Source organism: Chryseobacterium sp. UNC8MFCol, assembly GCF_000482305.1.
GTDB lineage: Bacteria > Bacteroidota > Bacteroidia > Flavobacteriales > Weeksellaceae > Chryseobacterium > Chryseobacterium indologenes.
Genome location: NZ_AXUZ01000003.1, coordinates 496,599 through 510,164, shown reverse-complemented (window position 1 = coordinate 510,164; position 13,566 = coordinate 496,599). Strand labels below are relative to the sequence as shown.

Annotated in this window: 14 protein-coding genes; 7 read left to right on the top strand and 7 right to left on the bottom strand. The window is 38.9% G+C overall.

The window, feature by feature from the left end; translation table 11 throughout:
* The first annotated feature begins 25 nt into the window (after window positions 1–25).
* The 5 genes from M030_RS0102340 (at window position 26) to M030_RS0102320 (ending at window position 5,020) form a co-directional block, all read left to right on the top strand.
* Window positions 26–520 carry an acyl-CoA thioesterase gene (locus tag M030_RS0102340; protein WP_027372071.1) on the top strand — a complete coding sequence of 165 codons (495 nt, stop codon included), beginning with the start codon at window positions 26–28 and terminating at the stop codon, window positions 518–520.
* 9 nt (window positions 521–529) lie between these two features.
* Complete coding sequence (thiL, locus tag M030_RS0102335; protein ID WP_027372070.1) at window positions 530–1,591, top strand: thiamine-phosphate kinase; 1,062 nt, start codon at window positions 530–532, stop codon at window positions 1,589–1,591.
* An 86-nt stretch (window positions 1,592–1,677) separates the two neighbouring features.
* Entirely contained in the window at window positions 1,678–2,499 is an 822-nt protein-coding gene (locus M030_RS0102330) for a helix-turn-helix domain-containing protein (RefSeq protein ID WP_027372069.1), read from the top strand.
* Between the two features lie 169 nt (window positions 2,500–2,668).
* The gene (locus tag M030_RS0102325) at window positions 2,669–3,874 is read left to right on the top strand and encodes a multidrug effflux MFS transporter (protein ID WP_081806285.1); all 1,206 of its coding nucleotides are present in this window, start codon (window positions 2,669–2,671) and stop codon (window positions 3,872–3,874) included.
* Between the two features lie 237 nt (window positions 3,875–4,111).
* Entirely contained in the window at window positions 4,112–5,020 is a 909-nt protein-coding gene (locus tag M030_RS0102320; protein ID WP_027372067.1) for a DUF6268 family outer membrane beta-barrel protein, read from the top strand.
* A 54-nt stretch (window positions 5,021–5,074) separates the two neighbouring features.
* On the opposite strand, the gene M030_RS0102315 is transcribed toward M030_RS0102320, so the two are convergent.
* The 7 genes from M030_RS0102315 to pepT form a co-directional block, all read right to left on the bottom strand.
* On the bottom strand, window positions 5,075–5,812 hold the full coding sequence (locus M030_RS0102315) for a LytR/AlgR family response regulator transcription factor (protein WP_027372066.1): 738 nt from the start codon (window positions 5,810–5,812) through the stop codon (window positions 5,075–5,077).
* Window positions 5,790–6,863 (bottom strand): sensor histidine kinase, encoded by a 1,074-nt coding sequence (locus M030_RS0102310; RefSeq protein ID WP_027372065.1) that lies wholly within the window; start codon window positions 6,861–6,863, stop codon window positions 5,790–5,792. The genes M030_RS0102315 and M030_RS0102310 overlap by 23 nt, the downstream gene beginning before the upstream one ends.
* Window positions 6,864–6,942: 79 nt before the next feature.
* Window positions 6,943–7,539 (bottom strand): porin family protein, encoded by a 597-nt coding sequence (locus tag M030_RS0102305; protein WP_027372064.1) that lies wholly within the window; start codon window positions 7,537–7,539, stop codon window positions 6,943–6,945.
* 154 nt (window positions 7,540–7,693) lie between these two features.
* Entirely contained in the window at window positions 7,694–7,933 is a 240-nt protein-coding gene (locus M030_RS0102295) for a hypothetical protein (RefSeq protein WP_123840769.1), read from the bottom strand.
* A 171-nt stretch (window positions 7,934–8,104) separates the two neighbouring features.
* Window positions 8,105–9,412: a hypothetical protein gene (locus tag M030_RS0102290; RefSeq protein WP_027372062.1), complete on the bottom strand. Its 1,308-nt coding sequence runs from the start codon at window positions 9,410–9,412 to the stop codon at window positions 8,105–8,107.
* A 183-nt stretch (window positions 9,413–9,595) separates the two neighbouring features.
* The gene (locus M030_RS0102285) at window positions 9,596–10,162 is read right to left on the bottom strand and encodes an energy transducer TonB (protein WP_027372061.1); all 567 of its coding nucleotides are present in this window, start codon (window positions 10,160–10,162) and stop codon (window positions 9,596–9,598) included.
* Window positions 10,163–10,168: 6 nt separating this feature from the next.
* Entirely contained in the window at window positions 10,169–11,416 is a 1,248-nt protein-coding gene (gene pepT, locus M030_RS0102280; protein ID WP_027372060.1) for a peptidase T, read from the bottom strand.
* 189 nt (window positions 11,417–11,605) lie between these two features.
* On the opposite strand from pepT, the gene M030_RS0102275 reads away from it, so the two are divergent.
* Window positions 11,606–12,454, top strand: a complete 849-nt coding sequence (locus M030_RS0102275; protein WP_027372059.1) for a hydroxymethylglutaryl-CoA lyase — start codon at window positions 11,606–11,608, stop codon at window positions 12,452–12,454.
* Window positions 12,455–12,629: 175 nt separating this feature from the next.
* Window positions 12,630–13,469: a sulfurtransferase gene (locus M030_RS0102270; protein ID WP_027372058.1), complete on the top strand. Its 840-nt coding sequence runs from the start codon at window positions 12,630–12,632 to the stop codon at window positions 13,467–13,469.
* The last annotated feature ends 97 nt before the right edge of the window (window positions 13,470–13,566 follow it).

Genomic DNA, 13,566 nt, shown 5'->3' with positions numbered 1-13,566 from the left:
TAATTATACCAAAAACGATTTTCATATGATTTTCTACCATAAATTTGAAGTGAGATGGAGCGATCTTGATGCAAACAAGCATTTGGCTAATTCATCCTATGTACAGTATTGTGCGCAAGCCAGAATGGCTTTTATGACCAAAGAAAAGATGGGGGTTACTCAGTTAAGCAGATGGGGGATTGGCCCGGTAATCCTGCATGAGAGATACTCTTTTTTCAAGGAAATCTATGCAGATCAGATTGTGATTGTAAGCGTAGAGATAGACGGGTGTGCAGAAGATTCTTCTATCTACCGTTTTGTTCATAAATTTTATACTCCTGACGGTCAGCACTGTGCAACAGCAGAAGCAACGGGAGTATGGATCGATATGATGCTGAGAAAAATGACCACTCCGCCGGATGATGTAGTGGAGGCAATGAATAAATATAAAAGCCCGGAAACCGTGGTGCTGTCAAAAGAAGACTTTAAAAAACTTCCTTTCCACCCACACAATATTGATCCGGCAGAAATTATCATCTAAATAAAAATTATGTTTGAAGATAAATCACAGGAGCTGACGCCCATTTCAAAACTTGGAGAATTTGGTCTGATCAAGCACTTGACAGAACATTTCCCTTTATCCAATGAATCTTCGGAACTTGGGGTAGGAGATGATGCGGCGGTTATTAATCCTGAAAATAAAAAAGTAGTTCTTACGACAGATGTTCTCGCAGAAGGGGTACATTTTAATCTTGGCTATGTTCCGTTAAAACACTTAGGATATAAAGCTGTGGTTGTGAACCTTAGTGATATTGCGGCAATGAATGCCGTTCCTACTCAGATTCTTGTTTCTTTGGCAGTATCAAACCGTTTCCCGGTGGAAGCACTGGAAGAAATTTATTCCGGAATTCAGGCGGCCTGTTCAAGATACAAAGTTGACCTGATCGGAGGGGATACGACAAGTTCCAATTCGGGATTGGTCATGAGTATTACTGCAGTAGGAATTGATACTGACGAAAATATAGTGAAGAGAAGCGGTGCAAAACCTAATGATCTTCTTGTAGTAACCGGAGATCTGGGAGGAGCGTACATGGGATTGCAGGTACTGGAAAGAGAACATGCAGTTTACCTTGCGGACCCGAATATGCAGCCGGAAATGGAAGGGTACGACTACATCCTCGAAAGACAGCTGAAACCGGAAGCAAGAACAGATGTTAAAACGATTTTACAGGAGCTCGATATCCGGCCAACTTCTATGATCGATATTTCTGACGGTCTGGCTTCTGAGATCCTTCACCTTTCCGATCAGTCGAAAGTAGGATTCAGGTTGTATGAAGAGAAAATTCCGTTGGACAGCCTTACGATTTCTACAGCGGATGAAATGAACTTAAACCCCGTCATGACTGCGTTAAGCGGCGGTGAAGATTACGAATTGTTATTCACCATTTCGCCGAATGATTTTGATAAAATTAAAAACCATCCTGATTTTACCATTATAGGACATGCCGTGGAAAATGAAGAAGGAAACTTCATGGTAGCAAGAGGATCCAACCAGTTGGTGGCTCTTACTGCTCAGGGATGGGATGCCTTTTTAGGGAACCAGAATGGATAAAATTATATTTAATTTTACATATTGTAGAAAACCGCAGCATTTTTTTGCTGTGGTTTTTGTTTATAACCTAACCCTTTCATAATACAATGATGAATATACCCGAAAAAGAAATTCCGGTTCACCATCTTACTTCCGAACAGTTTCAGATGAGTACGCTGAGTGCTGCCGGCCCGGAAAATTTCCATGATGTTCACCGGCACAATTTTTTTGAAATTATATGGTTTAGAGAAGTCTATGAAAATAGCCGCCTGGAATTGGATTTTGAAAGCTATAAAGTTGAGAACAACCAGATTTGCATTATTGCTCCGGGACAGGTATTCAATATGAAAATAAAAGGAGAGGAGGGATATGCCATGGCAATCAGCCGCGAAATTTTCAACGAAGCCTGCAATATAGAATCTGTCCTGACAGGAGGTTCGCTTCCTTTCCCTCTGGATCCGGAAAATGAACAAACCTGTCACACCATCATGCTGTTGATTCAGCAGGAATATAAGGGAGCTGCCAGAACCGAGCTTTTGAAGTCTTATCTTAAAGCATTTTGCATTATCATAGGAGAGCAAATAAATCCGCAAGAACCCTTATTAAATGACCGGCAGCGTATCCAGGAACTGATAACACTTATTGAAAAGCATTATATTCGGCATAGGGAAACAGGTTTTTACGCTGAAAAATTAAAAATAAGCACCCATCACCTGAATGACATTGTACGCCTACTGAGAGGAACAACCGTAAAAAAAATGATCAGCCAGCGCCTTATTCTGGAAGCCAAAAGAGAATTGAGTTTTGGTGCATTAACTGTGAAGGAAATTGCCTTTAAGCTGGGATTCAGGGATGCTTCTTACTTCTCCCGTTTCTTTAAAAAACATACAGGACAAAATCCTGACGGTTTTAAATTCGGAAATACTTAATCTTCAGAATGTTCCGCTGGATGAGGTTTGCAATGCTTTAATTTACTATGAATACATGGATGAATCCTCAATTTGTGCTAGTCTTCCTTCATTTGTTTTATTGTAAGCTTTTGGTTTTTTAGTGAATTTTGCAGACTGAAAAACAGCCTCTGAAGGCTTATAGTTATTTATGAAGAAGTTAAATATTGTAGTGTTTATATTAGCGCTACTCAACACGTTGGAGTCATTAAGTATCGATCTTTATCTTCCTGCTTTCCCAAGCATGGCCGAAATTTTTAATACCGATATCGGGCATATCCAGATTTCCATTTCTGTCTTCTTTGCAGGATTTGCATTCGGACAGCTTTTGTGGGGACCATTATCAGATAAGAAAGGTCGTAAACCTATGTTATATTGCGGACTTTTGTTATTTATTATTGGAGCAACCGCTATTTATTTTACCTCAGATATTTATGTTTTATGGGCCATGCGTTTTCTGCAGGCCTTTGGAGGAAGTGCGGGAATTGTCATCGGAAGGGCGATTATCATTGATCTTTATGATAAACAAAAATCGGTTACCATTTTTGCCCAGCAATCTCAGATCAGTGGTATCGCGCCGATTGTTGCTCCATTGATGGGAAGTGTATTTCTCAGATATTGGGGCTGGAACAGTTCATTTGCTTTTTTATGCATTATGGGACTGATCACTTTCTTTATGGTATACAAATATGTTCCCGAAACCAATACCAGAATTAATAATCCCGATGATATTATCGATGAAAAAGGATTAAAGGATCAGCTGAAAATGATTATTTCCAATAAAGATTTCATCAACAGTACGATGATCGGAAGTATCGCTTTTGCCTCTTTAATTATTTATATTTCAAATGCTCCCTTCCTTTTTATGGAAATTCACGGGTTTTCCAGCGGGGTCTTCAGTTTTATATTTGCATTCAACTCATTAGCCCTGATTACGGCGGCTTATATTACCCCAAGGCTGATTAAAAGAATCAGCAATTCGAACCTGTTATTTGGTGCAACAGCGATGTTATTGATTGTTTGTGTACTGCATATTGTGATTGCGGCCGGAAATCTATCTGTGGTGCTGGAAATTGCGATGTTGTACCTGTCATTGCTAGCCATAGGAATTTTGTTTCCTATAACATCAGCTCATGCTTTGTCTCCATTTAAAGAAGGAAGAGGTACTGCTGCTGCACTTTTAGGCTTTATGCAGTTGATGGTTACCTTCATTACATCCGGATTACTTGGATTGCTGGAAGCAGACTCTATTATTCCAATGGTAGCCGCCCGCGCAGGAATTGCACTGGTTGCAGTATGGTTTGCATACCGTATTGTTCAAAGTAAAAAAACAGTCGTTCAGGAGAAAATGGCTTAAGGCGCTCTGAACGTTTAAGACACTATATTTTTAATCTTGTTGAGAAGTTGAGGCCGGAAGAGGTCCACTGATAAATGATCAGCTCATCTTCCGGCTTTCAACTCTTTTTTCAGTAAAAATCAATATGAAATTGGTTTTATCCTTTCATTTCCTCTCTTGGTCATACCATTCACACACTTAATCAAGTAATTTTTGTAAAAAACAGCCAATAGGCTCTCTTTGCATAAAATTTAAATTATGAAGAGAAGTCTTTTGACAGCTTTTTGCTGTCTTCTTCCTGTGGGATACTGGATCAGCGCCCAGACAGGAATATCTGCGGAGCTTAAAACGGAATATATTCCTTTTTCAAATTATATCCGTCCGGAGGACAGTGTAAAAACAAATTCTAAAAGCGACTTTAAAAGAGTTGATCTGAACCTGAGCATTCCTTTATCGGTAAAAAAAGACACCAACGGGAAAATCCGGGCGTGGTCTATGCTGCTTGGCGGGTCGTACGCAAAAATGTCACACAAAAACTATGAAAACCAGTTGTTTCCTGCTCAAATGCTGAATGCGCAGGTGGGAATACAGCATATGCGACCTTTGGGAAAGAAGTGGAGCATGATGATGACGGCTACGGTAGGAGTGTATACCGATCTTGAAAAAATTGACTTTAATGACGTACTGGGACAGGGAGGTATTTTGTTTATCAGACATTTCAACCCCAATCTGGCATTAGGAGGAGGTCCTGTTCTTACAACGGCATTTGGTGCTCCTATGGTTTTGCCATGGATTTATTTTGATTGGAAAACCAACGGAAAAATCAAGTTTAATATTAACTTCCCGGAAGGAATGGAAGCCGGCTACCAGTTCACCGATAAATTTGCTTTAAAAGCCGTTGTCAATCTCAGTGGAATGTCTGTAGAAAGAAACAAAGACGGCAAATCAACCCTTCTGGGCTACCAGCAAATCACCGCAGGATTAAGACCTGAAATACAGCTGAATGATAAGCTGGCTCTCCGCCTTACCGGAGGAACGACTTTAATCCGAAGCTTCAGTGAGAGCGACCGGAAGATTTCCAGTATTTTTAAAGACAAGAAAGTAGCAGATCCACGCTTTGCCAGTACATTTTATGTCGCGGTAGCCTTACGCTGGAATTTACCTTAATAAATGAAAAACAGGTCGGAAATGTAGAACTTCTCATGTTCCGACCTCTGTTTTTTATTTGCTGATCAGTTTTTTATAAACCACCTGATTCAGCAGTTCTTCTTTTCGGGTACGCGAAATGGGAAGCTCTGTCTTATTGATGAATAAACGGCCCCCGGAGATCATATCGATATGGGTGATATTGATTAGGAACGATTTATGGATTCGGAAAAAATGTTCCGAGGGTAAAGATTCTTCTATAGCTTTCATTGTCTGATGGATCACGAGAGATTTGTCTATAAAATGAAGCTTTGTATAGTTCTGCATACTTTCAATGTATAAAATATCCACCCACGAAACTTTAATAAACGTATCGGATTGTCTTACATAGAGGAAAGGATCATCTAAAGGCGTATTTTTTTTCAGTTTTTCATTGATAATAAACTGTTGCTGTGCTTTATTGAAAGCCTGATAAAAACGGTTAAAAGCAATCGGTTTTAAAAGATAATCTGCCACCTGCAGGCGAAATCCTTCCAGTGCATATTCGGAATAGGCAGTAGTTAAAATACATAAAGGCGGATTTTCCAGCTGCTCAAGAAACTCAAGACCGGTCAGGTAAGGCATATTGATATCCAGGAAAAGAAGGTCTATTTCAGTTTCCTTTACTTTTGCATCTGCTTCCAGGGCTGTGGCGCAGGTTCCTTCCACAGAAAGGAAATCAATCTGATCTGCCAATTCTTTAAGATGGAATCTTGCCAGCGGCTCATCATCTATAATCAGGCATTTCATTTTAGGAATCGTATTGCTGCTCATTTTCTTTGGATAATTCTAAGGTTAAAGTGACGGTATAAACCTGATCATCAGACTCAATTTTAAGATTATATGAATCAGGATATTGTAGTTTTAAGCGTTTTTTTACATTTTGGAGACCAATTCCTCCGGCGCCGTCTTTCTTTTTATAGAGCGTCATATCCGTGTATGAATTTTCAACATAAAAAAAGAGCTTCTCATTTTCTTCAGTACAGGAAATTTTTACATATCCCTTGTGCCCCGGAAGACGGCAAACATATTTGAAGGCGTTTTCAATAAAAGGAACCAGCAAAAGAGGAGCAATCTCAGCCTTTTTATTGTTGATGTTCCATGTTGCTTTTACATCAAGTTCATTTCCCCACCGCAATTTTTCCACTTCTACCAGATTCTGAAGATATTCAATTTCTTTATCTAGCGGAACCAATGGCTGGTTGCAATGATAGAGCTGATACCTTAGAATATCCGAAAATTTCATCAGAAGAAAATCAGCAAGCTGGGTATCTGTTTTCATTAGAATGTGGATGTGATTCATAATATTGAAAACCAGATGAGGATTTATCTGATCCTGCAATAATTTTAGTTGATTCTCCAGATGAGCCTGCTGAAGAAGGATATGATCACGCTCTATTCTTCCGTGTTCTTTGTAAAACTTAATTCCGCAAGCGGAGCCGTTGATCAGAAATGAGGCCGGCAGAGACATATAAAATCCTTGCCATAAAATAGGTAAATGATCTACAAATCTTTCAGGAAGGTGATTTTTAGGAAACTCCTCAAGATAAGTGAAAATGAAAGAAAATATCAGACTCAGTAAGAAAATAACCATAATGGTCTGAATGAGGAATCGCTTCATCTTTTTAGCCCTCAGTGCTTTTGGGAGCAGTTTGTTGGTTAAAAAGTGAGTGAAAGTAAAAGAACCGATACCAATAATAATAGCCTGGAGCATCGCCAGGTATTTTTCTGTAGAAGTCTGAAAGTTGCACCACAATACAAAGGTAAAAACAAGCCAGAACAGAAAAGTAAAAATATGTTCTTTTAAAACAAAGGGTTTTGTCATGGTTGAAACAGTAGTAAATTCATAAAAAAATAGAAACTGCACGGTCACAGTTTCTAATGGTAAAGATAATTTAAGTTTTTTAGAACAGGAAATAGCCTATTCCTAAGCTAAAGCTGTGGGGTTTTGATTTAAAATCTTTACTGATGCTTGATAAACCGGTTTCATATTTAAGGTCAACCGTGAAGTTCTTATAATCTACTCCTACACCTCCTGTAATTCCGATATTGGATTTGTCAAATTTGATAAAGCCTTCCTGAATAGCATGAGAGGTTGAAATTTTATTATTAAAAGCATAGCTGTAAACACCTCCGGCAAATACCCTGAAATTAAAATCATCTGTGTTTACAATTTTGTATCCTACTACCACAGGAATATCAATGGCATTCCATGTAAGTTTTGCATTACTTCCGTCCTTGATATCGTAAGATGTCTTTCTTTTGTTGAATAAGGCTTCTCCTTGTACATACAGTTTTCCAATATCCATTCTGGTCATGACTCCGGCCTGATATCCGAAACCGTATTTCCCTTCCAATAAAGAAGACTCCGTTGAGGTTTTGGTAAAACTGGTTCCTCCCTTTACCCCGATGTGAAAAGCAGGAGTCTGCTGAGCCTGAAGATCTACGGAGCACGTAATGCATAATAACAAAGCAGTTAATGCCAAAAAATGTTGTTTCATAAATTGATAAGTATTAAAAATTTGATGCAAAACAACGGATCGGAAAGCGCAGATGAAATTTTATTTGATGAATGGCAGGGATGCTTTGACCAAGGTCTTTTTACGGATGAAAAGAAAAATCGGAAGTAATGCTACTTCCGATTGATCATTTTTACTAATAGGGTTCTTCAACACAAATCGTTGGAGGGGTGCATCCGCCGGTTCCTCCGCCGGGATTTCCTCCGCCTCCTACGGCAATACACTGTCCCGGGCTTCCATCATCATACATTTCACAAGCTTTTCCCCAGGCACATTGGCAGTCGCTTTGGCAATTATAATGATCTCCGCCCATGTGGCAGGTATCGATTCCGTTCCCAAGAATCGTTGAAAGATCCTTTCTCAAAAGTTTTTTCATTGTTTTCATAGTTTAATTTGGTATTAAAAGGTATCGTTTAGAATTGTACCTTCTGTGTAAATATAATGAAATAGTCTTAATGTATTGTAAATGAGTCGGATGTAGGTTGTTTTTAAGCGAAAAGAAGCCACTGCAAAAGTGACTTCCTTATGAAATATCGGGATTTCAGCCTTAGAAGGTGAAGTCCTTTTGATACAGTGTATACTCTTTTTTGAACAGTGGAATAGTACCCTCATATCTAAAAGGAGCAATGCCAAAACCATAAAACATATCGGCCTGAATTTTTCCATTTACCTTAAATACTCCCTTTCTTTCAGGGATAAATGTTAATCCCAAAGATGCAGGAGCAGAGAGTCTTCCCCGCAATCCTGAGTTGGCAATAGGAATAGAAACAAACATCAGTCCTACAGCTCCTTTTGCTTCTAATCCTGCTTCTGCAGAAAGATTTCCTTCAACACCGGTAATTTCAGGATCTGATTTTTTTCTCAGGTTGATATTAAGCGCCGGATTTGTGCTGACCAGGAAGTTGGCATTTCCTTCAAGATCCAAAAGCTGCCCCTGGACTTTTCCTGTAGCCTGTACCCCGACAAAAGGTCCCGCAGAAAGTGTAGGGCTTAATATAAGTCCTGTAGGCCCCAATACAATCGGAACGATAGGAATATTCAGATAATCCGTAGTGCTCAGTGTGTAGCCAAGACTTCCCACAATAGTTGCCGTACTCTGAAGCTGGATATCATCCATGATAAGGTTCACATAATAATCAGATAAATGTCCCCATGAGAAGGAGATATGGTAATCTATTTTTGGCGTAAACCCACCTTTTACCTTCACACTGGATGCTCCTGCTGACGAGATGGGAAATGAGAAAGTTTTATCAAAATTGAAACGGTTAAAAGCAATGATTTTTTGATTTTGAAGATTCTTTGCCTCAATAGAATGTATTTTACTGGTGATTTCTCTGGAAACCATACCTTCTACAGGAATATAATTAACCATTTTTCCATTGATGCTCACCGGCGCTTTATCTGAAGGATCGTACACTCCACTTAGTGTCCCGCTGTAAATAAATTCTTCTAGCTTGGCGCTGGAAGTCTGTACCGTAAATCCATTATTGATTTTGGAAACAGAAGTTACTTTCGATAGGATAGTACTTACCTGATCACCTTCTATCTTGGTACCTACAATAACAGTTCCGGCCGCAATACTATCCGTCTGCGGAGTGGTACGGTTAAAGGTAATCGCTCCTTCATTATGAGCTGATATTGCATGGATAGATTCGTCATTCAGAATGATAACATTTTTCTGTAAAGTCAGGTTTCCTAAGGTTTTCATAGGTGCAGATTCTGCCTTTTTTTCTACAGGAGCATCTGCCGGATCATCCTGAGAACATGACGTTAAAAGAAACATGCAGAAAATAGCAAAAAGAATAGAGAAATAAAATTTTCTGCTGATTGTAAAGAGATTAGAATTCATTTTCATAAACAGTGATTTTAAGTTTCAATCTAAATTAGGTGAATTATTTAATGTCTACAAAAGAATCAAATTAAATTATTGTTGGCAACATAATGATTTTCAGAATGATTTGTATTTTCATTCTGGAAATAAAGGAATGTCATGAAAATGGTGAAAAAAATAACCCGCTGTTGTTGCGGGTTATTTATATTATTTTTTAAAACTGAAAGACATTGGTATCGAAACTGCAGACGATACGGGCTTTCCGTTGGCCACGGCTGGTTTCCATTTGCCTTTATCCTTAATGCGATAAAAAGCGGCTTCTATGAATGCGTTTACATCTTCATTATTTCCCTTTACCTGAGCATCCAGAGCATTCCCTTTAGAGTCTACTACAAAACTAAGGGTTGCTTTATAAGATTCAGAAGAAAAGTTTAAGAAAGCCAGATCAATCGATTCGGTTAAAAGCTTTTGAAAAGAAGCTTTACCTTGCTCATAGTCGGCTTCTTTAGTAACTTTAGACTTTGTAGGCGGATCTGCGGCAATCATTTTCTTGTCTTCCAATGAAAGCTTATCCAGAGCAGCTTTATAGGAGTTTATCTTATCTTCGGTAAGAAGCCATTCCTTCTTAGTTCTTAAATCATTAGGCTTCGGATATTTGTTATACAAAGCCGTCTTTTTTCTTTCATAACGTGAATCTGCCCGTTGAAATTCGGAAATCTGGGCGCTGCTAAAAATAAAAGTGAAAATACATGCAAATGCTAAGAACTTTTTCATGACTCGTTACGCTTTTACAATATTAATAATTACTTCCGTAGCTTTCTCCATGCTTTCAAGGGCTACATATTCGTACGGTCCGTGGAAGTTGATTCCTCCTGCAAAGATATTAGGACAAGGAAGCCCCATATACGATAACTGAGCTCCGTCTGTTCCTCCTCTGATCGCTTTGATTTTAGGCTCAATACCTGCTTCAGTCATTGCTTTTGCTGCAAGATCTACGATATGCATCTTACCTTCAAACTGCTGCTTCATGTTTCTGTACTGTTCCTTGATTACCACTTCAGCTGTTCCTTCCCCATGTTTTTGGTTGAATTCAGCTACCTTTTCTTCCATGAATTTCTTTCTTGCCTCAAATTTATCAGCATCGTGATCTCGGATTATATATTGAAGTTTAGCTTCAGAAATATCAGCTGTAATATCCATTAAATGATAGAACCCATCAAAACCTTTAGTAGTGGAAGGCGTTTCATTGGCAGGAAGCATTTGGGCAAACTCAGCAGCCAGCAAAGCCGCGTTGATCATTTTACCATACGCATAACCAGGGTGTACACTTAATCCGTGGATTTTTACAACGGCTCCTGCAGCATTGAAGTTTTCATATTCAAGTTCACCTACTTCACCACCGTCCATGGTATAAGCCCATTCAGCACCAAATTTCGCCACATCAAATTTATGAGCACCTCTTCCGATTTCTTCATCAGGAGTAAATCCTACGGCAATTCTCCCGTGCTTAATCTCAGGGTGGGCAATCAGGTATTCAGCTGCCGTTACGATTTCGGCACATCCTGCTTTATCATCAGCACCAAGAAGGGTATTCCCGTCCGTAGTAATCAACGTCTGACCTACATATTTTTTTAAGCTTTCAAATCTTGAAGGTGACAAAGTGAATCCTGTCGTTGAGTTCAAAAGAAGATCATTCCCGTCATAATTTTCCCAAACCTGAGGATTTACGTTTTCGCCGCTGAAATCAGGTGAAGTATCATAATGAGAAATAAATCCGATCGTCGGTCTGTCATCATTTTCAAGATTCGAAGGAACATATCCCATAATGTATCCGTTCTCGTCTATTGAAACATTTTCCAAACCGATTGTTTTCAGCTCTTCAGTGATATAGTTTGCGATATCCCACTGGCGCGGTGTAGAAGGTGTAGCTTCACTTTCTGCATCACTTGTTGAATATATTTTTACATAGCTGAGAAAACGGTTCAGCAACTTATCTTTCCACATTGGGTTGAATTCTATTGTACTCATCAGATTTATCATAAATTTTAACAAAGTTAGCAAATTTGATGCTCAGAAAACATTATTTGCGACTGAATATCAATTATTGAAATTATAAATTGGATATAAAACTTTGAAAATCAAAATAATGTTAGTTTTGTATGTACAGTATACCAAGTAGTTTAGTTTTATTATATTTGAGAAAATCAAAAAGTAAAAATGTTTCTTACAGAATGTCCTAGAGATGCCATGCAGGGCTGGGGAGAGTTTATCCCTACTGATAAAAAAATAGATTATATCAACTCCTTAATGGATGTTGGCTTTGACGTGTTGGATTGCCTGAGTTTTGTTTCTCCAAGAGCAATTCCGCAGATGGCTGATTCTGATGAGGTGGCTGAACATATTGATAAATCGCGTTCTAAGACTAAGGTTTCTGCCATTATCGGAAACTACAGAGGTGCAGAAAAAGCTTTGAAACACCAGTCAGTGGATATTCTTGGGTTTCCGTTCTCGATTTCTGAGACTTTTCAGCACAGAAATACCAACAAGAGCCAGGAAGAAGCTTTTGATGAAATTATCAAAATGCTGGAACTGGTAAAAAGCGAAGGAAAACAGCTGAATCTTTATTTTTCAATGGCATTCGGGAATCCGTATGGCGAAATGTGGAAATGGGAAGATGTAGACCATTGGGCACAGAGATTCTCAGAAGTAGGGATCAAAGATATTCTGCTTTCTGATACAACAGGCGTAGCAACTCCTGAAACAATCAGTCTTTTATTTGAAAAAATTCCTTCAAAATATCCCGAAATCAACTTTGGCGGACATTTTCATAACCGTTACGAAGATTCTTATTCTAAACTGAAGGCAGCTTATGATCAGGGCTGCAGAAGATTCGACAGTGCCATCAAAGGAATCGGAGGATGCCCTATGGCCAAGGATGATCTGGTAGGAAATATGCCTACAGAACAGGTCATCAACTTTATGAGTCTTGAAAAAGCAGACCATAAGCTGAACCTGTTAAACTTTGAAAGCTCTTATAATAAAGCGAAGGATATTTTCCATTTTTAAAATGGTTTAAAAACGCCCGCAGATTTAAAAAGATTACAGATAATAAAATCGAAATCTGTAAATCCTGCGTGAAAGTAAAACATAAATAGGAACGGGCTTTAGCCCGCTTTACTATACCAGGAATCAATTGGCTTTAGCCAAAACCTAATTACATTCAACCCAAAACAAAAATATAATGTCTCCAATCATTTCTCCTTCCGAATTAAAAGCATTGTCAACAGAAAATCTTATCATCCTCGATGCACGAACAGGAAAAGAGGTAAGGCAAAATTACCTTGAAAAACATATCAAAGGCGCCAGATTTATTGATCTGGATAAAGATTTGGCTGAGGTAGGGAAAGACGCCGCATTTGGAGGAAGACACCCGCTTCCGGCAATAGAGAAATTTGCGGAAACGCTTTCTGAACTGGGGATTGTTGAAGATGCCCACATTATTGTTTATGATGATAAGAACGGATCGAATGCGGCTGCCAGAGCCTGGTGGATGCTAAGATCTTTTGGATTCGAAAATGTACAGGTTCTCGATGGCGGGATGCAGGCTGCAGAGAAAAGTGAGGTAGAGTTTTCATCCGGAGAAGAAATGGTTGAAAAAGCTCCATTAATTAACAAAGAAGATTGGTCTCTGCCTGTTTCAAGCCTGGAAATTGTTGAAAATGAGCTAAAAAGCGATTATTCTACAGTGATTGATGTGAGAGATGCCTACCGATACAGAGGAGAATCCGAACCTATTGATTTGGTGGCCGGACATATTCCCGGAGCTATTAACATTCCGTTTTCTGAGAATCTTGATGAGAACGGGAGATTCCTGAGCCCTGAAGTTTTAAAGGCTAAATATGAAAATTTATTACAGGGAAAACCGGAACATTTGATTATCCATTGCGGCTCGGGAGTGACTGCTTGCCACACGATTTTAGCTTTAGCTCATGCCGGATTTGAAATTCCTGATCTGTATGTAGGTTCATGGAGTGAGTGGAGCAGAAGGGAAGGAAAAGAAATTGCAAAAGATTATAAGTAAATATGGAAGCAGGATGCCGGAAGAGGGAAGTTATTAAAGACTCAGGAGAACTGAATCTTTTTGCTCATATAATTTCTGCAACAGGTTGTAACAAATT

Bases quoted from the DNA above. Each gene is read 5' to 3' on its own strand.
- M030_RS0102340 (WP_027372071.1), top strand. From the start codon at position 26: ATGATTTTCTACCATAAATTTGAAGTGAGATGGAGCGATCTTGATGCA.
- thiL (WP_027372070.1), top strand. From the start codon at position 530: ATGTTTGAAGATAAATCACAGGAGCTGACGCCCATTTCAAAACTTGGA.
- M030_RS0102330 (WP_027372069.1), top strand. From the start codon at position 1,678: ATGATGAATATACCCGAAAAAGAAATTCCGGTTCACCATCTTACTTCC.
- M030_RS0102325 (WP_081806285.1), top strand. From the start codon at position 2,669: ATGAAGAAGTTAAATATTGTAGTGTTTATATTAGCGCTACTCAACACG.
- M030_RS0102320 (WP_027372067.1), top strand. From the start codon at position 4,112: ATGAAGAGAAGTCTTTTGACAGCTTTTTGCTGTCTTCTTCCTGTGGGA.
- M030_RS0102315 (WP_027372066.1), bottom strand. From the start codon at position 5,812: ATGAGCAGCAATACGATTCCTAAAATGAAATGCCTGATTATAGATGAT.
- M030_RS0102310 (WP_027372065.1), bottom strand. From the start codon at position 6,863: ATGACAAAACCCTTTGTTTTAAAAGAACATATTTTTACTTTTCTGTTC.
- M030_RS0102305 (WP_027372064.1), bottom strand. From the start codon at position 7,539: ATGAAACAACATTTTTTGGCATTAACTGCTTTGTTATTATGCATTACG.
- M030_RS0102295 (WP_123840769.1), bottom strand. From the start codon at position 7,933: ATGAAAAAACTTTTGAGAAAGGATCTTTCAACGATTCTTGGGAACGGA.
- M030_RS0102290 (WP_027372062.1), bottom strand. From the start codon at position 9,412: ATGAAAATGAATTCTAATCTCTTTACAATCAGCAGAAAATTTTATTTC.
- M030_RS0102285 (WP_027372061.1), bottom strand. From the start codon at position 10,162: ATGAAAAAGTTCTTAGCATTTGCATGTATTTTCACTTTTATTTTTAGC.
- pepT (WP_027372060.1), bottom strand. From the start codon at position 11,416: ATGAGTACAATAGAATTCAACCCAATGTGGAAAGATAAGTTGCTGAAC.
- M030_RS0102275 (WP_027372059.1), top strand. From the start codon at position 11,606: ATGTTTCTTACAGAATGTCCTAGAGATGCCATGCAGGGCTGGGGAGAG.
- M030_RS0102270 (WP_027372058.1), top strand. From the start codon at position 12,630: ATGTCTCCAATCATTTCTCCTTCCGAATTAAAAGCATTGTCAACAGAA.